Origin of the sequence: Mesorhizobium sp. M0909, from assembly GCF_040319515.1 — a bacterium.
In the GTDB taxonomy this organism is placed as follows: Bacteria; Pseudomonadota; Alphaproteobacteria; order Rhizobiales; family Rhizobiaceae; genus Mesorhizobium.
The window spans coordinates 146,061-169,517 of the sequence record NZ_JAMYOA010000002.1 but is presented as its reverse complement, the minus strand read 5'-3'; the positions used below and the strand labels follow the sequence as shown (position 1 = coordinate 169,517).

Here is a 23,457-nt window from a genome sequence, read left to right as displayed (position 1 = left end):
GATGCGGAAAGCCGCACGGTCGGCAAGAATTTCGCAAGACGTGCCGCAAGATTGAAAGGGGAGCCACGCGCTTCCCGACGGAAACCAGCGCCCGAAGGGGACGGAACGGAGGACAGGACGATGACGGACATGACGCCATCTGCGACGAAGGCCGCGCAGAAGAAAGCGGCAGCCGTCAAAAATCCGTCCCTGACCAATATTCGGCGAACCAACACCGGCTATACCGCGCACGGCCTCTATGATCCGCGCAACGAGCATGATGCATGCGGCGTCGGCTTCATCGTCAACATGAAGGGCGTGAAGTCGCATCAGATCGTCGAGGACGGCCTTGCCGTGCTCGAAAACCTGACGCATCGCGGCGCGGTCGGCGCCGATCCGCTGATGGGCGACGGCGCCGGCGTGCTGGTGCAACTGCCGGACCGCTTCTTCCGCGAGGAGATGGCCAAGCAAGGGGTCGAACTGCCGAAGCCCGGCCACTATGCCGTCGGCCAGGTGTTCATGCCGCGCGACCCGGAGCTGCAGGCGCATATCGAAGGCATCATCGCCGAGGTGGCGCAACTCGAGGGCCAGCCGCTGCTCGGCTTTCGCGACGTGCCGGTCGACAATTCGTCGCTGTCCAAGGCGCCCGACATCGCCGCTTCCGAGCCGGTGCACCGGCAGGTGTTCCTGGGCCGCGGCGCCGAGATCGAGAACGACGACGATTACGAGCGGCGGCTCTACATCCTGCGCAAGGTCATTTCCGGACGTATCCACGAGGAGACCAAAGGCGTCGACAACGGCTTCTATGTCGTCTCGATGTCGTCGCGGACCATCGTCTACAAGGGCATGTTCCTGGCCTATCAGGTCGGAGCCTACTACAAGGACCTCACCGACCCGCGTTTCGAGACGGCGCTGATCCTGGTCCACCAGCGCTTCTCGACCAACACGTTCCCGTCGTGGAAGCTGGCGCATCCCTACCGCATGGTTGCCCACAATGGCGAGATCAACACGTTGCGCGGCAACGTCAACTGGATGGCGGCGCGCCAAGCTTCGGTCGATTCCGAACTGTTCGGCAACGACATCTCGAAACTGTGGCCGATCTCCTACGAAGGGCAGTCGGACACCGCCTGCTTCGACAATGCGCTCGAATTCCTGACGCAGGGCGGCTATTCGCTCGCCCACGCCATGATGATGCTGATCCCGGAAGCCTGGGCCGGCAACAAGCTGATGGGTCAGGACCGCAAAGCCTTCTATGAGTATCACGCAGCCCTGATGGAGCCGTGGGACGGGCCGGCGGCGGTTGCCTTCACCGACGGCCGCCAGATCGGTGCCACGCTCGACCGCAACGGGCTGCGGCCGGCGCGCTACATCGTTACCGATGACGACCGCGTCATCATGGCCTCGGAAGCCGGCGTGCTGCCGGTGCCGGAGGAAAGGATCGTCAAGAAGTGGCGGCTGCAGCCCGGCCGCATGCTGCTGATCGACCTGGACAAGGGCCGCATCGTTTCCGACGAGGAGATCAAGTCGGAGATCGCGACCAGGCACCCCTACAAGAGCTGGCTCGCCAACACCCAGCTCATCCTCGAAGATTTGAAGCCGGTCGAGCCGCGCGCCCTGCGCAGGGACGTCAGCCTGCTCGACCGCCAGCAGGCGTTCGGCTACACCCAGGAAGACACCAAGCTGCTGATGTCGCCGATGGCGACCACCGGCCAGGAAGCAGTCGGCTCGATGGGCACCGACACGCCGATTTCGGCGATGTCGGACAGATCGAAGCTGCTCTACACCTATTTCAAGCAGAATTTCGCCCAGGTCACCAACCCGCCGATCGACCCGATCCGCGAGGAACTGGTGATGAGCCTGGTGTCCTTCATCGGGCCGCGGCCCAACATCTTCGACCTGGTCGGCAATTCGCGCCGCAAGCGGCTCGAAGTACGCCAGCCAATCCTGACCAATGGCGATCTCGAAAAGATCCGCTCCATCGGCCACACCGAGGACCGTTTCGACACCAAGACGATCGACATCACCTATGCTTCGAATGAAGGCGCGGCCGGCATGCAGGGCGCTATAGACCGGCTATGCGAGCGCGCCGAGGCGGCGGTCGCCGGCGGCTACAACATCATCATACTGTCGGACCGTCAGCTCGGCCCGGACCGCATCGCCATTCCGGCGCTGCTGGCAACGGCGGCCGTGCATCATCATTTGATCCGCAAGGGATTGCGCACCTCGGTCGGGCTCGTCGTGGAATCCGGCGAGCCGCGCGAGGTGCATCATTTCTGCTGTCTCGCCGGCTACGGCGCCGAGGCGATCAACCCCTATCTCGCTTTCGACACGCTGCTCGACATGCACAAGCGTGGCGAATTGCCAGCGGAGGTCGATGCCTACGAGGTCGTCTCCCGCTACATCAAGTCGATCGGCAAGGGCATCCTGAAGGTGATGTCCAAGATGGGCATCTCGACTTATCAGTCCTATTGCGGCGCGCAGATCTTCGATGCCATCGGGCTGAAGTCGGAGTTCGTGCACAAGTACTTCACCGGTACGGCGACGCTGATCGAAGGCGTCGGGCTGGACGAGATCGCCGCCGAAACGGTCAGCCGCCACACCGACGGCTTCGGCAACGACCCGGTGCTGCGCAACAGCCTCGAGGTCGGCGGCGAATACATGTTCCGCATGCGCGGCGAGGCCCATATCTGGTCGCCCGACGCAGTGGCGACCTTGCAGCACGCTGTGCGCCAGGGCTCGTGGGAGACGTTCAAGGACTATTCCGCCCAGATCGACAGCGAGACGGCGCAGGCGCAGACCATTCGCGGCATGTTCAAGATCAAGCTTGCGCAAGAGACCGGGCGCAAGAAGGTCGAACTCGACGAGGTGATGCCGGCGGCCGAAATCGTCAAGCGCTTCTCGACCGGGGCGATGTCCTTCGGCTCGATCTCCAGGGAAGCGCATACGACGCTGGCGCGCGCCATGAACGCCATCGGCGGCAAGTCGAATACCGGCGAGGGCGGCGAAGAGGCCGACCGCTATCTGCCACTGCCGGGCGGCGGCAAGAACCCCGAACGCTCGGCGATCAAGCAGGTCGCTTCGGGACGCTTTGGCGTCACTGCCGAATATCTGGTCAATTCCGACATGATGCAGATCAAGGTCGCGCAAGGGGCAAAGCCCGGCGAGGGCGGCCAGCTGCCGGGCCACAAGGTCGACGCAACCATAGCCAAGGTCAGGCATTCGACGCCGGGCGTCGGCCTGATCTCGCCGCCGCCGCATCATGACATCTATTCGATCGAGGATCTGGCGCAGCTCATCTACGACCTGAAGAACGTCAATCCGGCGGCCGACGTATCGGTCAAGCTGGTCTCGGAAGTCGGCGTCGGCACGGTTGCGGCCGGCGTCGCCAAGGCGCGTGCCGACCACATCACCATATCAGGCTATGACGGCGGCACCGGCGCTTCGCCGCTGACCTCGCTCAAGCATGCCGGCAGCCCGTGGGAGATGGGCCTTGCCGAGACGCACCAGACGCTGGTGCTCAACGGCCTCAGGTCGCGCGTCGCGCTGCAGGTCGATGGCGGCCTGCGCACAGGGCGTGACGTCATCATCGGCGCGCTGCTCGGCGCCGACGAGTTCGGCTTCTCGACCGCGCCACTGATCGCGGCCGGCTGCATCATGATGCGCAAGTGCCATCTCAACACCTGCCCGGTCGGCGTCGCGACGCAGGACCCGGTGCTGCGCAAGCGCTTCAAGGGCACGCCCGAGCACGTCATCAACTTCTTCTTCTATGTGGCGGAAGAGGTGCGGGCGCTGCTTGCCGAGATGGGCTACACCCATCTCGACCAGATCATCGGCGACACCGACCTTCTGGAAAAGCGCGAGCTGATCCAGCACTGGAAGGCGCGCGGACTCGACTTCAGCAAGATGTTCTACAAGCCCGATGCGCCACACCCGGCGGTGCACTGGACCGAGCGGCAGAAGCATCCGATCGACGACGTGCTCGACCGCAAGCTGATAGAACTGGCAAAGCCGGCGCTCGAAGCCAGGCAGCCGGTCAGCATCGAACTGCCGATCCGCAACGTCGACCGTTCGACGGGCGCCATGCTGTCGGGTGAAGTGGCCAAGCGCTTCAAGCACAAGGGCCTGCGCGAGGACACAATCTCGGTGAAGCTCACCGGCACGGCCGGCCAATCCTTTGGCGCCTTTCTGGCGCGCGGGATTTCGTTCGAACTGGTGGGCGCTGCCAATGACTATGTCGGCAAGGGTCTGTCGGGCGGCCGCATCGTCATCCGCCCGCCGGAGAACACGAAAATCGTTGCTGCCGAGTCCATTATTGTCGGCAATACCGTGCTCTACGGCGCAACCGAGGGCGAGGCCTATTTCAGCGGCGTTGCCGGCGAGCGCTTTGCCGTGCGCAATTCGGGTGTCGCCGCGGTCGTTGAAGGGGTCGGCGACCATGGTTGCGAATACATGACTGGCGGTATCGTCGTCGTCATCGGCCAGACCGGCCGCAACTTCGCCGCCGGCATGTCGGGCGGCGTCGCCTATGTGCTCGACGAGGCGGGCGATTTCGCCGAACGCTGCAACATGGCGATGGTCGAGCTGGAGCCGGTTCCGGAAGAGGACGACCTTATGGAAAAGCTGCTCCACCATGGCGGCGATCTCGACCATAAGGGCCGTGTCGACGTATCGGGCGATATGACCAGCCACGACGAGGAGCGGCTCTACCAGCTGATCTCCAACCACGTCCACTACACGGGCTCGGTACGAGGTCGCGAAATCCTCGACGATTGGGCGACTTTCCGGCCGAAATTCCGGAAGATCATGCCGGTCGAATACCGCCGCGCGCTGATCGAGATGGAGCGGATGCGCATGAACGTGGCGGCGGAATAGATTTGGAAATTGCCGGGAGGCCATGCGTCCTGGCAACCATCTTCATCAACAATCCTGACCTCGGACTGAAGGTTGCCACGGCTGCCTTATGAGGTTAACGGGTGCGTCGCCAGGCGTGCCTTCCGGACAGCAGGGACTGGACTATGGGCAAGGTAACAGGGTTTCTCGAGATCGACCGGCAGGTGCACAAGTACCAGCCGGCTTCCGACCGCATCCGGCATTTCCGCGAGTTCACGCTGCCGATGTCGGACAAGGAGGTCGAGAAACAGGCCGCGCGCTGCATGGATTGCGGCATTCCGTATTGCCATGGACCGACCGGCTGCCCGATCCACAACCAGATCCCCGACTGGAACGACCTCGTCTACAATGGCGACTGGGAAAACGCGATCCGCAACCTGCATTCGACCAACAATTTTCCGGAATTTACCGGTCGCATCTGCCCCGCACCTTGCGAGGAAGCCTGCACGCTGAACCTCGAGGATATTCCGGTCGCCATCAAGACGATCGAGCAGGCGATTGCCGACAAAGCCTATGAGACCGGCCATATCCGGCCCTATCCGCCGGAACGGAAGACCGGCAAGCGCGTCGCGATCATCGGCTCGGGGCCGGCGGGAATGGCGGCTGCCCAGCAACTCGGACGCGCCGGCCATGATGTTCATGTCTATGAGCGCGAGAGCCGGCCGGGCGGGCTGATGCGCTACGGTATCCCCGACTTCAAGATCGAGAAGCATTATATCGACCGGCGCATCGAGCAGATGCAGGGCGAAGGTGTCAGCTTCCATTGTGGCGTCAATGTCGGCGTCGACAAGCCGGTCGCCGAACTGCTCGCCGAATATGACGCGGTCCTCTATTGCGGCGGTTCCGAAACACCGCGTCCGGCCAACATCCCTGGCGACGATCTCGACGGCGTGCACGACGCGATGCCGTATCTGGTTCAGCAGAACAAGCGTATCGGCGGCGAGCCGATCCAGTCGGTGGCATGGCCGTCGCGCCCGATCGTCGCCGGCGGCCAGCACGTCGTCGTCGTCGGCGGCGGCGACACTGCCTCCGACTGCGTCGGTACCGCCTTCCGCCAGGGCGCGGTGCGCGTCACCCAGCTCGACATCCGGCCGCAGCCGCCGGAAAAGGAGGACAAGCTGTCGGTGTGGCCCTACTGGGCGACCAAGATGCGCACGTCATCCTCGCAGGCCGAAGGCGCCGAGCGCGAATTCCAGGTGGCGACGCTTGAATTCATTGGCGAAGACGGCCAGCTGACCGGGGTAAAATGCTGCGAAGTCGACGAAAAGCGCAAGCCGATCGCGGGCACGGAATTCGTTATCCGCGCCGATCTCGCGTTCATCGCCATCGGCTTTGCCGGGCCAGCCGCTCGCGGGCCGGTCTCGGAACTCGACGGGCAGATGAAGATCGTCACCGACAGCCGCCGCTCGAAGAATGTCGAGGCCAATGACCGGGACTACAGGACCAGCGTCGAAAAGCTCTATGCGGCGGGCGACGTGCGGCGCGGCCAGTCGCTGGTCGTCTGGGCGATCCGCGAGGGCCGCCAGGCGGCGCGTGCCATCGACGAGGCGCTGATGGGATCGAGCGTGCTGCCGCGCTGAGTCCGTTCCGAAACTCTACAGAAACAGGCGCCAGCCTTTACTGCCGGACCGCCGTCGTATCGGATGCGGCCGCCGTCGCAGGCTGTGTCTTGGGCGGCCAGGAGAAATCGTCAGCGCGGCCCGGTGAGGCGTCGGGCGCCTTGCCCTCGACGACCAGCCTTTCGCCCGGCAAATTCTTGTCAGCTTTTGCCGGCGGGGCGGCGCCGAGAAGTTCCGAACCGCCGTCCAGCGCCGGGTCGCTGAGCAGCATCGGCACAGTGCGATCGACAGCTATCGGCGCGGCAGCAGGTGCCGGCGCCTCGACGGGAGCGCCGGCCGGGGCAGAAGCCGTCACCACGCTTCCCGGCGCGGCCAGCCCCAGGATCTTCATCAGCGGCTTTTCGGTATAGAAGGCGAGCTTGCGCTTGCCGGCCTTCGACATGTTGATGCCGTCGTCGGAGCGCAGGCGCACCGATTGGCCGTTGATGTCCGGTCCGCTGGTGATGAAGGCGCCGTTCTCGTCGACAAACCCGTCCCAGACGTCGACGAATTCGCCGCCGTGGCTTTCGGCGGACGAGCGGAAGATATCGTTGAAGGCCAGCATGTCGGAGGTCATTTTCGAGACCCGGAAGGCCGGCATGCCAACCCACAAATACGGCACCTTGGTTGCGGCGATGGCCTTGCCGAACGCATCGGCCCGGCGCTCGTATTCCTTGGTCCAGTTCTCGGATCGCGGCTGCTCGCGCACATCGCCGACGCGCATCTGCTGCCGGTCGTTGGATCCGAGCATGACGACGACGGCTGCCGGTTTTTCGGCCGCGATCAGCGACTTGACCTGTTCTGGCCAGTTGTAGACATCGTCACGCACGAAGCCGGACGATCCGTTGGCACGGACGACGATCCTGACGCTGGTGTTTTCGGCAAAGGCGGCGTCGAGCCCCTCAGCCAGCCCAGACGCCATGAAATCGCCGACCACCAGAACGACGCGTGCATCCGGCGCCTTCTCGGCCACTGGGGTTGTCGGCTCGGCCGGCGGCGGCCGGCGAACTGACCGGGGCTTTCTCAGCTTGGGCCTAGGCTTTGTTCTCTGGAATTCTCTCTGGAATTCGGGCGGGGGCTGCTCAAACCGCTCGCTTCTGCGCGGAAACAACAGGTCGCGCAGCGACCAGCCACGACTTTCCGGCTCCTGCGCCATGGCCGAGGTATGAAAGGCACTGGCGGCACCGACTGCCAGAACGGCGATCGCCAGAACCAGAATCGGCACGCGACGAACGATTAACCGGATGCGCGCAGCCGAAACCAATCACCCTCTCCATCCCGTAACCGGCTCTAGTTCTGCCTGAGCCATTTGAGCACTTCCTTGCTCGGATACCCGTCCTGGGTCAAGCCGGCCTTTGCCTGGAAGGCCATGATGGCGGTTTTCGATCCGTCACCGATCTTGCCGTCGAACTTGCCGTCGTAAAAGCCGTGCTCGGAAAGTCGCTTCTGAAGCTCCTGCCTTTCCTCGAAAGAGAGCTTGGTAAACGGTCGCTTCCAGTCCTGCACAAGCCCGCCATAGCCGGCGATTTCGTCGGCAAGAAGGCCCACGGCGAGCGCATATTTGTCGGCATTGTTGTAACGCTTGATGACCGAGAAATTCGTGATCATCAGGAAAGCCGGCCCGCCGCGGCCGCCGGGCAGCTTCAACGTCGCCTTGTCGGCACCGTTCTTGAACGGCTTGCCGTTGGCACGGGTGACGCCCAGCGCCTGCCATTGCGACAGCGACTTCGAGCCTCCGGGCAGCTTCTTGCCGTCCGGAAGGCTGACTTCATAGCCCCAGGTCTTGCCTGCCTGCCAGCCGTTCTTCCGCAGCAAATTGGCGGCTGTCGCCAGTGCGTCGGGAATCGAATTCCAGATGTCGCGCTTGCCGTTGCCGTCCATATCGACCGCATAGGACAGGTAGCTGGTAGGGATGAACTGGGTATGACCCATCGCGCCGGCCCATGAGCCGCTGAGATGGCTTTCGTCGATGTCGCCGGTCTGCAGGATCTTCAGCGCCGCGATCAGCTGGGTGCGGGCAAATTTCGCTCGCTTGGGGTCGGCATAACCAAGCGTCGCCAGCGAGCGCACGACATTGCGCATGATATCATCGCGCTTGAGGGTTTCGCCGTAGTTCGATTCCATCGACCAGATGGCCAGCAGGATGTAGCGGTCGACGCCGTATCTTGCCTCGATCCTGTCCAGCCAAGGCTTCCATTTCCTTGCCATTTGCTGGCCGACGGCGACCGACTGGTCATGGACGCGGTTGTCGAAATAATCCCAGGCGGGTGCGGTGAATTCGGGCTGAGTACGAGCCTTTTCCAACACCACCGGGTCAGCATCGTTGATGCCCTTGAATGCCTGGTCGTAGACGGAGCCGGAAACGCCGCTCGCCACGGCGGTAGCACGGAAGCTGGCGACCCATTGGCGGAAGCCGGCATCGGCAAAAGCCGGCCCGCTGGGCACGAGCAAAGCAAGCGAGAGGCTGGCGGCCGTCAGGACGCTGGTGAAGCGCCTTGCGGCGTTGCGAACGGACATCTTTTCCTCCTTCTTCATCTCAGGAAGACTATTCATCGCCGAACCCGGTTAGCATTTGGTTTACCATAGGTGCCGTGCGGGGTGAAAAGATGCGTCAATGCTTTACCAGCTGAGATTTATGACCCGCTGTTCAGTAATCCTCGATTTCGGCATGAAAATGTCTCGAATCGGGATTGCCGAACAGGCATGCAAATGGATAATTGGCACATGAAGAGAGTTCGCAAGGCAGTGTTCCCGGTTGCCGGTCTCGGCACGCGCTTTCTCCCTGCTACCAAGGCCATTCCCAAGGAAATGCTGACGGTCGTCGACAGGCCGGTCATCCAGTATGTGGTCGATGAGGCGCGCGATGCCGGGATCGAGCATTTCATCTTCGTGACCGGCCGGAACAAGGCGGTCATCGAGGATCACTTCGATGTCCAGTTCGAGCTCTACGACACGCTTGCGCAGCGCGGCAAGGACGACCAGCTCGCCCGCCTGCAGCGGCTGCAGCCGGCGCCGGGGCAGACCAGCTTCACCCGCCAGCAGGTACCACTCGGCCTTGGTCACGCCGTCTGGTGCGCGCGCGAGCTTGTCGGCGACGAGCCCTTTGCGCTGCTGTTACCCGACATGATCATGCAGTCGGAAAAAAGCTGCATGAAGGATATGGTCGAGCTTTACGCCGAGACCGGCAACAACATCGTCGCCGTGCAGGAATGCGATCCGGCCGAGGCGCACAAATACGGCATTGTCGGCCGCGGCGATGACGCACATCACGGTTTCCGCATCACCGGCATGGTGGAAAAGCCGAAGACCGGCACGGCGCCGTCGAACCTCTACATCAACGGACGCTACATCCTGCAGGCTGAGATATTCAAGATACTCGAAGGCCAGGAAAAAGGCGCCGGCAACGAGATCCAGCTCACCGATGCAATGCTGAAGCTGCAGAAACAACAGCCCTTCTACGGCTATCATTATCGCGGGCGCACGTTCGACTGTGGCTCGCCCGAAGGCTTCGTCGAGGCCAACGTTGCCTTCGCGCTGTGGCGCAGCGACATGAATGGAAGCATGGCCGGCGTCATTCGCACGCTTCTCGACGAACTCGCGCCGTCAGAGCGCCGCGGCCTAGCCTTGTAGTGTCAGCACCGGTTGCCGCGCTGGTCGGCGAAAGCGCGCCACGTTCGACGGGCCTCGTGCGACGCACCTAGGTTCTTGTTTTTATGCAAGTCGTTATCGCAAAACCGCTGCACACCCTCGGGTCAAGCCCGAGGGCATGCTTTTGCGCGATATGCATTTAGCGCTGCAACTTCACGCCAACGAAGATACTGTTGGCCGTGTAGTCGCGCCCAACCAGGTTGCTGGTCAGTTTTTCGGTCCTGGCGCGGGTGGTGAGCCCGGTGTAGCGGTTCAGCCACCACGTCAGCCCAGCCTCGGCGCTCAGCGTCAAATCATGATCGTCGGAGCCGGTATAGTCGCGCCATTCAAGGCCGAGCGCGGCATTTCCGGTCAGGTTGGCGCGGATCTGCCGCTCGCCCGTGAGGCTGCCGGAATAGAGCATGGAGCCGCTTTCGCCCGCATTCGTCGTGTTCTCGGCGGTCGTCTGTGCGGTGAGCCCGATCGTGGTGCCGCGTTCCGGCGACCATTTGAGATCGGCATTGACCGTCGCGCCCGAAATCGCCGGCAGGGCGTCGTCGTCGATAGCTTCGCGCAGCCAGCCGACCGAGAACTCGCCGGTAAGCTTCTCGCGGAGATCGAGCTCGACGCCGGCCCGTGCGCCAAGCCTGGTCGAGGAGCGCTGGAAGCCGTTTGGATCGACGCGCAAATCATAAGCGCGCCGGCCGATCTCGATTTCGGTGAACGGCGTGATGGCAGGCGAGATCTCGTAACCGGTGCGCAAAATGGCCGTGTAGAGCGTCGAGTCGCGGCCCTTCTGCGACAGTGATCCGCCCGACGAAAGCTTAGCGTCGCCAAAGATGTCGTGCTCGACCGCGCCGGTCAGCGCGAAGCGCATCTTGCCGGCATCCTTCTCGACGGCGAGACTGCCGTTCACTGTCTGGCGCACCGGCTGGCCAACGGCGCCGACGACTGCGTCCGGCGCCGAGGCCGATTCGGGCACGGCCTCATAGCCCAGCTTGGCGATAGCGCGCAGATCATTGTCGAGATCGATGTTGAGTGTGCTGTCGACGCGGCCTTGCGCTTCGTGAATGTCATAGCCGGACAAGGTCTCGCGGAAGATGCCATAGCCCTCAACCGTCGCCGAATTCTCCCGCCAATCGGAGACGGCGTTGAAGCGCAGCGTCGTTTCCGACAGCAGGGCCGGCTTGCCGAGGCTGCTCGAATCAGCGTTTGTCGAAGACGTCAGGCCTTGCTCGAGCGTCGGCCGGATCACGAACGAGCCGAGCTTGATGCCGGTGGCGGCGAACGGGTCGTCCTCGTTCTTTTTGTTCTGGCCTTCGATGGCTTCGGTGCGCTCGGCGCCGGGGTCGAGCCTGAGCCTTTCGGCGGAATCGATGGTCACCGCACGGCGGTTGGCCGTATCCTGCTCGTCTATGGCGGCGGTTTCGGTGTCATTGGTCGTCGCTGCAGTCGCGGTTCTCTTGCTCGTATGGCTGTCCGTGGTCTCGGCTTCGGCGTTGGCCGCGTTGGCGGCGCGCGTTGCGCTTGGCCGCCGTCGCGGCGGCGGAGGAGGGTTGTCGGGAAATGGGTCGCCGCTGGCCGCCGGCGGATCGAAAGTGCCGCCGGTTGCGGCCGCTTTGCCCGTGCCGTCGTCAGGCAACGCCCCCTGGCTGGTCGGACGATAGGTAGGCAGCGGCGTATTGTCGTTGGGGGTTGCAGCCGCCTGGGCGGCTTGGGTTCCAGCCATGCTCGTTTGCCTGATCTTGTACTGCTGGTCGTCCAGGTTTGGCGAATCCGAAACCTCGCCGCGCAGCTCGGTTTCCTGGGCGCAAAGCAGTGTCGGACGCGACAACGCAAAGACAGTGGTTGCCAGCAGCAATGCGCGAACCGCCTTGCCCTTTCGTCCCGTTTTGTTTTGAGGCTGAAACCCGGACATCGGCACCACTGCTTGCGCGGCGCACGCGCGCCATACTTACGAAACCGTAAATGGGGATGGTTAACGGAGCGTTGAGGGATGGCCCGTCAGGGTGTTCGGAGCGGCAATTCCGTTGGACAGGCGCGTGCCGAAGCGCTAATCGCATCGTCCATGGACGTGAAATCCCCAGACAGGAAGCGGCACGACGGGCAGGCCGCGATTGCCTCGGCGCTGAGAACGGTGGCGACAGAGCAGGCCGGCGTCGCGGCATTGGCCGACGCGCTCGAAAACGGGCTGGCCGAGCCGTTCGCACGGGCCGTCGACATGGTGTCGCAGATCGATGGCCGCGTCATCGTCACCGGGGTCGGCAAAAGCGGCCATATCGGCTCGAAGATTGCCGCAACGCTCGCCTCGACCGGCACGCCGGCCTTCTTCGTTCACCCTGCCGAAGCCAATCACGGCGACCTCGGCATGATCGCCAGGAACGACGCCATCATCGCGCTGTCGTGGTCGGGGGAAAGCCTCGAGCTCAAGGGCATCATCGCCTATTCGAGGCGCTTCTCGATCCCGCTGGTCGCGGTCACCGCGGGCGAAAAATCGGCGCTGGCGCGTGCGGCCGACGTGGTGCTTCTGCTGCCGCGAGCACCGGAAGCCTGCCCGCACGGCCTTGCGCCGACGACCTCGACGCTGCTGCAAATGGTGATGGGCGATGCGCTGGCCATCGCGCTGCTCGAGGCACGCGGCTTCACCCCGGACCATTTCCGCACGTTCCATCCCGGCGGCCAGCTCGGAGCCAACCTGACGCAGATCCGCGAGATCATGCATGTCGGCGACAGGCTGCCGCTGGTGTCGTCCGGCACCGGCATGCGCGAGGCAATCCTCGAATTGTCGCGCAAGGGGTTTGGCTGCGTGGCGGTGACTGCGGCGGACGGCAAGCTGATCGGCATCATCACCGATGGCGACATCAGGCGCCATATCGGCAGCGATCTCTTGGCCATGAGCGTCGATCAGGTGATGACCAGAGAGCCAAAAATGGCCGCGCCCGACACGCTGGTGGCGACGGCGCTGCAGACGATCAACGACTCGGCCATTACCAGCCTGATGGTGGTCGAAGGCAGGCGGCCGATCGGGCTCGTCCATCTGCACGACCTGCTGCGTATCGGTGCTGCCTAGTCTGGCGAGTTTTCTAGACCGCCTCGACCGTCAGTTCCAGATCGGTATCAGCGGCACCCGTCACGCGCACCTGCGTGCCGGCCGGGAGGTCGGGGCCGGAGACACGCCACAACGTGTCGCCCAGCTTGATGCGGCCGCGCCCATCCTTGATCGGCTCGGCAAGGGTCGCCGTCCGGCCAACCATCTGTGCGCCGCGGCGGTTGAGCAGGGGCTGGTCGGTCTCATCGTGGCGTCCGCCCACCAGCCGCTTGCCGACATAAGCCGAGACCAGCGACAGCACGAGGAAGGCGACGACCTGGACCTGCCAGGTCCAGAAACCGGCGTCCCAGATGAGCAGCGAGACGACGCCGATCAACAGTGCGGCAATGCCGATCCACAGCATGAAAATGCCGGGCGCGATGACCTCCATCACCAGCAGGATGAGGCCGAGGACCATCCAGCTCCACGGGCCGAGTTCGGAAACAATGCGGTCGAACATGGCCTCAGGTCTCGCTGGGACGAACCACGGGCGGGCGGGCCTGTCGTGCTGGACCGGCGGTGCCTTCGCCCTTGAAAACTTCCCTGGCGATTTCGCCAATGCCGCCAAGCGTGCCGATCAGTGAGGAAGCCTCTATCGGCATCAGCACAAGTTTACTGTTTGTCGCGGAGCCGATCCTGGTCAGCGCTTCGGTGTATTTCAGCGCGACGAAGTAGTTGAGCGCCTGCACGTCACCCTTGGAAATCGCCTCCGACACCACCTGCGTGGCGCGTGCTTCAGCCTCGGCCGATCGCTCGCGCGCCTCGGCGTCGCGGAAGGCGGCTTCCTTGCGCCCCTCGGCCTCCAGAATCTGCGACTGCTTGAGGCCCTCGGCGGCGAGGATCTGGGCGCGCTTATTGCGCTCGGCCATCATCTGGCGGCCCATCGATTCGACGAGATTGGCCGGCGGGTTGATGTCCTTGATCTCGACACGGGTGATCTTGATGCCCCAGGGATGCGCGGCCTCGTCGACGACGCGCAGCAGGCGCTCGTTGATGGCGTCGCGGTTCGACAACAGCTCGTCGAGGTCCATCGAGCCCATGACGGTGCGGATGTTGGTCATCGTCAAATTGAGGATAGCGTTCTGCAGGCCGGCGACCTGGTAGGCGGCCTGCGCCGCGTTGAGCACCTGATAGAAGGCGACGCCATCGACGGCAACAGTGGCGTTGTCGCGCGTGATGATCTCCTGCGTCGGGACGTCGAGCACCTGCTCCATCATGTTCATCTTGGCGCCGATACGATCGACGAAGGGCATGATGAGGTTGAGGCCCGGGCTCAATGTCTTGGTGTAACGGCCGAAGCGTTCGACGGTATAATTATAGCCTTGCGGAATTGTCCGGATGCCTTTGAAAAGCACCAGCACGACAAGGGCGACAAGAACAAGAAGCGCGATATCGAAACCACTGAAACCCATTTGGCTCTCCCCTCAAAGGCCGGCCATGCCAGACAGTTCCACGCGGCCGGCTTGATCAAACACTTAAGTGTGTTTCAGCAACGTTACAATCAGGTGATCATGGATTGCCGGTGAATAGACGGGTGATCTGTTCAGGCCCAGCCGGACAGCTCGCGCCGCACCATTGCCTCGATCACCGCCATGCCCTCGGTACTGTCGTTGAGGCAAGGGATGTGTGCGAACTTTTCGCCGCCGGCATGATGGAAGGTCTCGGCCGCTTCCCTGCCGATCTCGTCCAGCGTCTCGATGCAGTCGACGGAAAAGCCGGGGTTAACGATGGCGATCGATTTTACGCCTTCGCGCCCTAGTCTTTCGACCGTCTTGTCGGTGTAGGGCTGCAGCCATTCCTGCGCGCCGAAGCGCGACTGAAAGGTGGTGATCAGCTTGTTTTCATCCCAGCCGAGCTTTTCGCGCAGCAGCCGCGTCGTCTCGAGGCAATGGGCTTGGTAGGGATCGCCCTTGTCGGAATAGGGTTTCGGAATGCCGTGATAGGAAGCGATGACAATTTCCGGTTCGAAGTCGAGGTTCGCCAGATGCTTTTCGATCGAACGGGCGAGCGCCTCAATATAGGCCGGCTCGTTGTAATAGGGCGGCACGCTGCGAATGGCCGGGGCGCGGCGCATCTTCATCAGCGCGCGAAACAGCTGGTCGTTGGCAGTCGCAGTCGTCGTCGCCGAATATTGCGGATAGAGCGGGAAAGACAGGATGCGGTCGCAGCCTTGCTCGACCAGCCTCTCGGCCACGCTCGCGGTCGAAGGGTTGCCGTAGCGCATCGCCCAGTCGACAACGACATTGGGTAGGTCGTCGAGCGCGAGCCCGAGCTTCTCGGCCTGGGCGCGGGTGTAGGTGCGCAGCGGCGACTCGTTGCGCTCCCGGTTCCATATCCTGGCATAGTTGGCGCCCGACTTCCTCGGCCGCGTGGTGAGGACCAGGCCGTAGAGGATCGGATACCAGATCGCCTTGTTTAGCTCGATGACGCGTGGATCGGACAGGAACTCCCGGAGGTAGCGCCACATCGGCTTGAAGCCGGTGCCGTCGGGGGTGCCGAGATTGATCAGCATGACACCGACCTTGCCGGTCCTGACCGGAGGGCGCCCTGCCGACGGCGAGGCGGCGGTCTTCTCGGCTTTGATTTCAGCAGGGTTGGCGAGCGTCATGAGGTTCTCCAACACCGCGAACCAACGGTGCCGCGGCGAAAGTAGCGATGCCGCGCCGGTTTTCAAATGCCGCGTCTGGCCGCACCTTGTCCCCAGAAATGCAACACCCGCCCGGTCTGCCGGGCGGGTGCATTGCGTTCCTGCGGCCGGATTACTTCGACGCCGCCGGGATCGTCAAAGTTGCGCCGACCGGCAGCCGGCGTGGCTCGTAGGCTTTGTTGGCATCGGAAATCATTTTCCATTTGGTGCCGTCGCCATAGGCCTTCACCGCGAGATCCCAGTAGGTATCGCCGGCGACGATTACATGGCTGCCTTCGGCCGGTGCCGGCTCAGCCGGCTTGGCGGGCTCGGCAGGTTTTGCCGGCTCGGTTGGCGCCGGTTCACTTGGGGCCGGCTGACTCGGGGCAGGCGCTGTCTCGGCGGGCTTGGCCGGAGCAGGGGTCGCCGGAGCCGGTGTGACGGGAGCCGCAGGTGCCGCCGGCTGGGCCGGCTCGGCGGGTGCGGGTGCCGCAGGCGCGGTTTCCGCCGGGACGGCCGGCGGCGTCTTGGAAATGTCGCCTGAGCCGGCCGGCATTTCGGGCATTGCCGGTTCAGCAGGCTTTGCCGGCGCAGCCTCAGCAGGTTTTGGCGGTTCGGCAGGCTTGGCCGGTTCCGCGGCCGGGGCCACGGTCGCGGCGATCTCGGTGATGCGGCCGTCGAGCTTGGGCGTATAGGGCCGGTGCGCGCCGAGGTAATCGGCGACGACTTGTTCCAGCCCCGGGCCGTAATCATAAGCGTTCTTGGCCTTCTCGGCGAACACCTTGTAGCCGTCGCCGCCCTGGCGGACATAGTTGTTGGTGGCGACCAGGTAATCCTTGTCCGGCTTGATCGGCGTCCAGACGCCGCCTTCCATGACCTCGACCGATTTGACGCGTCCGTTAGGCGGCGCCGATTTGTCGAACGCATATTTCATGCCGGCAACCTGCGGGAAGCGCCCGGCGCCGTCCTCGACCTGGCTGAGCCCGCTTTCGAGGCCGGCAACCAGATCCTTGCCGGAGATCTGGAAGGTCGCCAGCGTGTTCTGAAACGGCAGAACGGTGAGAATCTCACCCATGGTGACGGTGCCCTGGTCGATCGAGGCGCGCAAGCCGCCGCCATTTGAGATGACGATCTCGACACCCTGGCCCTTGACCCGGTCGAGGACGGCGTCGGAGACCAGATTGCCCATCTCGCATTCGCGGGCGCGGCAGTTTTCCCGACTGCCGTCGATCGCCTTGGTGGTCTCGGCGACTTCCTTGTTCTTCAAAGCCTCGATCGGCGCGCCGAGTTCCTTGATGCGGGCAAGCACGGCGGGGTCGGGCGTGACCGATTTGTCGAGATGTATGGGATCGCCGCTCGCCTCTTTGACAACGCCGTTGTCGTCGAACACGACCTTGAGCTCGCCGAGATATTTCGAATAGGACGCCGCCTGGACGACCGGCACTTTGTAGCCGTCCGGATTGTCGACCATCGTCGGATAAGGGCCTTCCGCCTTGGGGTCGGTGTTGGAGAGCAGCGAATGGCTGTGGCCGCCGACCACCACGTCGACGCCCGGGATCTTGGCGATCACGTCGCGCTCGCGCTTGTAGCCGATATGGGTGACCGCGATGATTTTGTTGACGCCCTCTCCCTTCAGTTTCTCGACCTCGGCGGTGATCGACTTGACGTCGTCTTCGATGGCGATGTTCGGGCCAGGCGAGGCAAGCTCCGGCGTGTCGTTGGTGACCGCACCGACGATGCCGATCTTCTGGCCGCCGACCTCGACCACGATCGATGGCTTGACGCGGTCGCCGAGCTTGGATTGCGCATTGGCCTTCACGTTGGCGCCGAGCACCGGAAACTGGATCATGTCGAGAAACGGCGCCAGCGCCGACTCGCCATCGTCGAACTCATGGTTGCCGAGAGCCTCGGCATCGAACTTCATCTGGTTGAGGAATTCGCCTTCTGTCTTGCCCTTGTAGGTCGTGTAGAAGAGCGAGCCCTGGAAATTGTCGCCAGCGCTGAGCAGCAGCACGTTCTGGCCTTCCAGCTTCTTGCGCTCCTGCGCGATCGCTGTGACGAGGCGGGCGGCGCCGCCGACGCATTCACCCTTGGTCTCTTCCTCGGCCGAGCAGGTCGATTCGTACTTGTTGTTGCTCTCGATGCGGCTGTGCCAGTCGTTGATGTGCAGGATGTTCAGCGTGTAGTCGGCAAAGGATACCCCTGCCGACAGGCCAAGTGCCGATGCCGACAGCGCGGCGATGGCAGCGATCTTCTTCATTCTCGTCTCCCGGATGACTCGAGTACAGCGCCGCGCGTCATTTGGGACGCGCAAAGGACGCTGTACCATTTTTATTTTGCGCATGATCCTTTCCGAAAATCGACTCCGATTTTCGGGGTCATGCGCAGACGCGTTTAACGCTCTTGTTTGACTTGGATGTAACAGCCCTCTCGGGCCATGTTCACATCGCGTTTCAGTCGATGCAAGCGGAAATCGGCATCAGCTTTGCCGGCGCAAGAAGACGGCGGCTTGAAGCCGCCGCCCTTGTGCAAAGTCAATTCGGAATCGAACTTCAGGTGCGCCTGGTCAGCACAAAATTTTGTCCGCTCGCGCTGGTGCAATTGAGCTGGCTGGTGGAGACCATCAAGCAGTTGAAGCTGATCGGCGTCTGGCGGATCAGCGAAGTGCCATGGATCTCGACCGAGGTGCCGCCGGTCATGGTGTAGCTGCCATCGGCAAGCTTCTGGCCGGTGTCGGTGGCGACGGTCGCGAAGCTGCCGCCCTTGAAGGTGGATAAGCCGGTGCCCTGCGCGTCGATCCAGGAGCCTTCGACCCCTTTGGCGGTGATCACCGGTGGCTCGCCCGGGCCGGTGGTGGTGCAGGCCGCCAACGTGACGGCAGCGGCCGCTGCAATGCCAGCCGAAAGCAGTCTTTGCGCAATCGTCATCATCAAGATCCTCTCCTCTCGCATCGGCTCGAAAATCGATCCGATTTTCGGAAAGCACGATGCGCACATTCAAAGTGCTGGAGCGTACTTTGTGCGTCCAAATGGACGCACGTCGCTCTAGGCCGCCCCTCTTCAATCGCCCGATTTCCGGGCGATTGCAAGCTGGCGGAGTGTCGAGGCAACGCTGCTATCGAACGAGGATGTTGCGGAATTGCCACGGGTCTTTGGTGTCGAGGTCCTCGGGAAACAGACCAGGCCGATTGTCGAGCGGTGTCCAGTCCGTATAATAGCTCCTGACCGGCCCCAGATAGGGGTTCTGCACGTCGAGGCAGCGCTTGTAATCCATCTCGTCGGCTTCGACGATGCCGGCCTCCGGATTTTCCAACGCCCAGACCATGCCCGCCAGCACCGCCGACGTGACCTGCATGCCGGTGGCGTTCTGGTAGGGGGCCAGCTTGCGCGCCTCCGCCAGCGACAGCTGCGAGCCGTACCAGTAGGCGTTCTTGGCGTGGCCGTAGAGCAGCACGCCGAGTTCGTCGATGCCATCGACCAATTCGTTTTCGTCGAGCACGTGATGCACGGGCTGAGCCTTGCCGGCGGCACCGAACATCTCGTGCAGCGACAGCACGGCGTCATTGCAGGGATGATAGGCGTAATGGCAGGTCGGCCGGTACTGCACCTTGCCCTTCTTGCCATGCAAGGTGAAGAAATCGGCAATCGAAATCGCCTCATTATGCGTCACCAGGAAGCCGTATTGCGGACCGGCCGTCGGGCACCATGTGCGCACGCGCGTGTTGGCGCCGGGCTGCTCCAGAAAGATAGCGGCCTTCGAGCCGTTCTTGTGCTTTTTGGCGTTCTTCGGCATCCACGCCTCGTGCGTGCCCCAACCGAGCTCGGCCGGCTGCAAGCCTTCCGAAATGAAGCCTTCGACCGACCAGGTGTTCCAGAACACGTTCATCGGCTTGGGTTTCTTGGTGCGCTGGGTGTCGCGCTCGGCGATATGGATGCCCTTGACGCCGGCCTTCTTCATCAGCTTGGCCCAGCCTTCGCGATCGTGCTGCGCGGGTTCCGCGAAGTCGAGGCCAAGATCTGTGGCGAGGTTGACCAGTGCCTGCTTGACGAACCACGAGACCATGCCGGGATTGGCGCCGCAGCATGAGATCGCCGTGGTGCCGCCCGGGTTCTTCGCGATTTCGGTACGCACCGTTTCGCGCAGCGCATAATTGGTGCGTGAGGCGTTGTCGGCCTTTTCGTCGAAATAAAAGCCGAGCCAGGGCTCGACCACCGTGTCGATATAGAGGACGCCAAGCTTGCGGCAGAGCTTCATCAACTCGAGCGAGGAAGTGTCGACCGACAGGTTGACACAGAAGCCCTGGCCGCCGCCATTGGTCAAAAGCGGCGTCAGCAGCTTCTTGTAGTTCTTCTTGGTCACTGCATCCTGCATGAAAGTGATGCCGCGCTCGTCGAGCAATTTGCGGTCGGCGTCGCGCGGGTCGATGACGGTCATGCGCGACTTGTCGAATTTAAAATGGCGCTCGATCAGCGGCAGCGTTCCCCGTCCGATCGAGCCGAAGCCGATCATCACGACAGGGCCGGTGATCTCACCGTAAACGGGCCAGTTTTCATTCGCCATTTATCGATTACTCCCTCAAAAAACGCTTCGGAACAGCGGCTTGGCCGCGGCGCGACAAACCATAGATCATTGTCACAATAAAGCGAAAAGCGGACGGCCGGCCTCACGCCGCGCCATCCCGGCTACGGCTCGACCAGTCTTGCGAATTCAGGCTTGAAGAGGGCATGTGCCTCGGAGACCGGCAGTTCCAGCAGATCGTCGGCGCAGGCCTGGATGGCATGCGGTAGGGTCTGGAGCCCGAACACCAGAACCTGCTTGTCGCCCTCACGCCAGAGGCTGACCGCCAGATATTCGCCGATGAGATCGTCCATACCGCATTCGGCTTCGTGATCAATATCGGTCTGATCGGTCGGTTTCTTGCGCCGCTGCTTGACCAAGGAGACGAGGGAAGGACTGGGCTTGCCATCGACCGTATCCGAGAAAATGTCCTGAAGGCCAAGCAGGACGCCGCGCCGCACATCCATGATGTAGGCGTCCGAATAGTTGGTCGGATGCGCTCCGCCGCAGAAGATGCTGCCGGACTCCCGCCAGCTCATCAGCAGCGGCGTCAGCGAGCTCACTTCGAATGTGCTGTCCGCATAGCCTCCGAGCGTGCCGTCGTTCACGCCGTCAATCGGCCCGCCTTCGTTGAAACCGGCATATTGCGCCGCCACGCAGCCCAGTGCGCCGATGTTTGCGCGCCAGTGCCTGTCTTGCAGCAGAGCATTCGCGGCCTCGATCGGAACGTTGCCGGACAGTTCGACAATGCGCGGCGTGGCGAATTTGGTGCGGGGGTCGACGACATAGCGGTAGGTCGCGTCCGGCCAGCCAGTCGTCTTGCCGTTATCAAGCTGAGTGTTCAGCCGCAGATAGTCATACGGGGACGTCTCCATGGTGATCGGCGTGTCATTGGCGAAGAACTTCATGAAGCTGAAATCGTAGAGATCGAGCGGGCTGCCGGGCTCGTTCCCGGTCACCTGCCGACTTGCGACCCGCTCCAATCTGAGCGGCAGCGCCCTCTTTCCGTTCCAACTGCCTTCAAGGGTCTTGCCGTTACTGGATGAGGCCAGGCGCCACACGGCGGCAATCGGCGCGGCCTTTCCGTCATCGCAATTGTCGGCGCCGCATGCCTCCTCCTCGGCCAGTTCGAACCTGCTGCCCTTTTGGGACCGGGCCTGCAGCGGGATGTCGACGCCCTTCGAGCGGTAGAAATAGCGGCCGGCCAGCGGGCTGCCGGGCGCCGCGGGGTCGTCGGTGAATTCGACGACGATATCGCTCTTTCCAAGCTTGCCGGCATAAGTCACCGGCTCTGCCTCGGCTGCTGTCGACAGTACCAGGATCGCGGCCACGAACGTGACCGGCCTGCCAAGATGCTGGATCATTGTTCCCCAAGCCACAAGTTACAGTTGTCTACCGCCGGCAGTCACGGTCGGCTGTCAGGCACTTTTAGTCAAGTTGTGCCTCGTTCAGTGCCAGACGCTGCTCAGCGAAAAGACGCTGCGAGCGCCGCCCCTTGGTGCGGATGGCACGTCCGCCCGTTTCAGCGGATTTTTGTCCTCGGCGCGGCTGTGGAGGCTCGAACCACCAGTTCTACCGGCAGAACGACCTGGCGGGGGGCTTCATTGTCAAGAACCATTCGGGCGGCAAGCCTGCCTTTTCCGATCACGTCTTGTGCGACGGTGGTCATCGGAGGCGTGGTGCGTGCGGATTCGGCGGTGCCATCGAAGCCGACGACCGATACGTGGCCCGGCACGTCTATGCCGCGGCGAACCGCCTCGTCCAATATCGTGATCGCCTGCCAGTCCGACATGGTCAGGATCGCGGTTGCTTCAGGCACCCTGTCGAACACCACTGCTCCGGCAGATGGCTCGCCTGGGATCGTCTCGATGATCGGGACATTATCGATTGACAAATTCGCCTCCGCCAAACCCTGTTTGAAACCGTCGAGCCTTTCATCGTCGAGCGGAAAGCCGGCCAGAAGCCGGCGCGTTGCGTGGCCTGGCATGTGGACAATCGGCGGGCCGGGAGTCCGGCGCACCGAAAGGATGGCAAAATGCCGGTGCCCCAGCCCGGTCAAATGCCGGACTGCAGCAACCGCGCCGCTCCGGCCGTCGATCTTTATCGAATTGATGTCGGGACCTGCGTCGCTTTCGAGAATGACGAAGGGCAGACGGCGTCTCTGGACCGAAACTATGAGACCAATGTCGGCGCTGTGACCAAGGATAAAGCCGTCAACCAGGGCATCGCGGATGCTAGCGAAACGCGTGTCATCGGTGCCGTTTACAAGGCTGAGCGTCGTACCAGCCTCGTCGCAGGCGAGCGAAACGCCGAGCACCAGCTCGCGGCCGTAGGGGCTTCTCATCACTTCGGAGATGGCGTAGGCGCCAGGCGGCATGAACCCGATGGCATTGAACTTGCCGTCCCGCAGCAATCGTCCTTTCGGATCGGGGCCGCCAAACCCGAGCGCTCGCGCGGCCGCTTCGACGCGCTCGCGCAATTCAGGCCTGACCAGCTCCGGCCGGTTGAAGACGTTGGAGACAGTCCCCCGGGAAACTCCGGCAGCCTTGCCGACATCGGCTAGGGTGGGCATTGGCGATTCACTCGTTTTCCCTGAGGTAGACCATTTTTTGGAGCGCTCCAAGAATTTTATTGACTCAAAATCGAAATTGGCGGATCGTGTCTCTTGGAGCGCTCCAAGAACATTTATTCTGAGGATTTTTGCGACTAGACATTGAAGATCGTCAAATGGCGTGGCCGCAGCGGCCATGCCCAAGGAGAGGATGATGGCAGAAACCGATGTTTTTCCAGCCTCGCTCGTCGGCAAGACTTTCGACTGCGTTTTCGGCCCCTTCGTACCGCGGTTGACGTTTCTCTCGTCTCAGGAATTGCATATCCAGGCGTCGATCGGGACCACCGAAATCGACGAGGTGGTCAATGTCGGCCTGACCAGCGTACGCCAGAATCTCGTGCTCGCGAGCTGGACGGAGAAAAGCGGCAACTTCATTGTGCAGTTGCAGGACCACGAGAAGGGGATCGTCCATAATTACGCGCGGCTGGCCGATGGGCAGCTCTTCTGTGCCCAGGGCGCCATTCAAGTCGTTCCTGCATAA

16 protein-coding genes are annotated in these 23,457 nt (G+C 62.8%); 5 read left to right on the top strand and 11 right to left on the bottom strand.

Annotated elements, in window-relative coordinates; translation table 11 throughout:
- Nucleotides 1–120 precede the first annotated feature (120 nt).
- A complete protein-coding gene (gene gltB, locus NKH83_RS03355) occupies nt 121–4,851 on the top strand; it encodes a glutamate synthase large subunit (protein WP_352802120.1) in 4,731 nt (1,576 codons plus the stop codon).
- A 143-nt stretch (nt 4,852–4,994) separates the two neighbouring features.
- Entirely contained in the window at nt 4,995–6,449 is a 1,455-nt protein-coding gene (locus tag NKH83_RS03350; RefSeq protein WP_254816922.1) for a glutamate synthase subunit beta, read from the top strand.
- Nucleotides 6,450–6,486: 37 nt separating this feature from the next.
- On the opposite strand, the gene NKH83_RS03345 is transcribed toward NKH83_RS03350, so the two are convergent.
- Together NKH83_RS03345 and NKH83_RS03340 are read right to left on the bottom strand one after the other, a co-directional pair.
- Complete coding sequence (locus NKH83_RS03345) at nt 6,487–7,731, bottom strand: SGNH/GDSL hydrolase family protein (protein ID WP_352802118.1); 1,245 nt, start codon at nt 7,729–7,731, stop codon at nt 6,487–6,489.
- Nucleotides 7,732–7,757: 26 nt separating this feature from the next.
- Nucleotides 7,758–8,984, bottom strand: coding sequence for a lytic murein transglycosylase (locus NKH83_RS03340; protein WP_352478215.1), 1,227 nt, complete (start codon nt 8,982–8,984; stop codon nt 7,758–7,760).
- 207 nt (nt 8,985–9,191) lie between these two features.
- Between NKH83_RS03340 and galU the strand changes: the two genes are divergently transcribed.
- Nucleotides 9,192–10,097: a UTP--glucose-1-phosphate uridylyltransferase GalU gene (gene galU / locus NKH83_RS03335; protein ID WP_352802116.1), complete on the top strand. Its 906-nt coding sequence runs from the start codon at nt 9,192–9,194 to the stop codon at nt 10,095–10,097.
- A 157-nt stretch (nt 10,098–10,254) separates the two neighbouring features.
- On the opposite strand, the gene NKH83_RS03330 is transcribed toward galU, so the two are convergent.
- Nucleotides 10,255–12,012 carry an outer membrane beta-barrel protein gene (locus NKH83_RS03330; RefSeq protein ID WP_352802114.1) on the bottom strand — a complete coding sequence of 586 codons (1,758 nt, stop codon included), beginning with the start codon at nt 12,010–12,012 and terminating at the stop codon, nt 10,255–10,257.
- A gap of 150 nt (nt 12,013–12,162) precedes the next feature.
- On the opposite strand from NKH83_RS03330, the gene NKH83_RS03325 reads away from it, so the two are divergent.
- Nucleotides 12,163–13,164, top strand: coding sequence for a KpsF/GutQ family sugar-phosphate isomerase (locus NKH83_RS03325; RefSeq protein WP_254817072.1), 1,002 nt, complete (start codon nt 12,163–12,165; stop codon nt 13,162–13,164).
- Nucleotides 13,165–13,177: 13 nt separating this feature from the next.
- Here the strand turns inward: NKH83_RS03325 and NKH83_RS03320 are convergent, their stop codons facing one another.
- The 8 genes from NKH83_RS03320 to NKH83_RS03285 form a co-directional block, all read right to left on the bottom strand.
- Nucleotides 13,178–13,642: an NfeD family protein gene (locus NKH83_RS03320; RefSeq protein WP_254816927.1), complete on the bottom strand. Its 465-nt coding sequence runs from the start codon at nt 13,640–13,642 to the stop codon at nt 13,178–13,180.
- Nucleotides 13,643–13,646: 4 nt separating this feature from the next.
- The gene (locus NKH83_RS03315) at nt 13,647–14,594 is read right to left on the bottom strand and encodes an SPFH domain-containing protein (protein ID WP_254816928.1); all 948 of its coding nucleotides are present in this window, start codon (nt 14,592–14,594) and stop codon (nt 13,647–13,649) included.
- Between the two features lie 131 nt (nt 14,595–14,725).
- Nucleotides 14,726–15,790, bottom strand: coding sequence for a ferrochelatase (gene hemH / locus NKH83_RS03310; RefSeq protein WP_352802113.1), 1,065 nt, complete (start codon nt 15,788–15,790; stop codon nt 14,726–14,728).
- Between the two features lie 151 nt (nt 15,791–15,941).
- Nucleotides 15,942–18,068 carry a 5'-nucleotidase C-terminal domain-containing protein gene (locus tag NKH83_RS03305; protein WP_352802111.1) on the bottom strand — a complete coding sequence of 709 codons (2,127 nt, stop codon included), beginning with the start codon at nt 18,066–18,068 and terminating at the stop codon, nt 15,942–15,944.
- Between the two features lie 292 nt (nt 18,069–18,360).
- Nucleotides 18,361–18,735, bottom strand: a complete 375-nt coding sequence (gene omp10 / locus NKH83_RS03300) for an outer membrane lipoprotein Omp10 (RefSeq protein WP_254817073.1) — start codon at nt 18,733–18,735, stop codon at nt 18,361–18,363.
- 187 nt (nt 18,736–18,922) lie between these two features.
- Nucleotides 18,923–20,368, bottom strand: coding sequence for a homospermidine synthase (locus tag NKH83_RS03295; RefSeq protein WP_352802109.1), 1,446 nt, complete (start codon nt 20,366–20,368; stop codon nt 18,923–18,925).
- Between the two features lie 122 nt (nt 20,369–20,490).
- Nucleotides 20,491–21,729: a hypothetical protein gene (locus tag NKH83_RS03290; protein WP_352802107.1), complete on the bottom strand. Its 1,239-nt coding sequence runs from the start codon at nt 21,727–21,729 to the stop codon at nt 20,491–20,493.
- Nucleotides 21,730–21,887: 158 nt separating this feature from the next.
- Nucleotides 21,888–22,937, bottom strand: coding sequence for a LacI family DNA-binding transcriptional regulator (locus NKH83_RS03285; RefSeq protein ID WP_352802105.1), 1,050 nt, complete (start codon nt 22,935–22,937; stop codon nt 21,888–21,890).
- Between the two features lie 193 nt (nt 22,938–23,130).
- Between NKH83_RS03285 and NKH83_RS03280 the strand changes: the two genes are divergently transcribed.
- The gene (locus NKH83_RS03280; protein ID WP_352802103.1) at nt 23,131–23,457 is read left to right on the top strand and encodes a MoaF-related domain-containing protein; all 327 of its coding nucleotides are present in this window, start codon (nt 23,131–23,133) and stop codon (nt 23,455–23,457) included.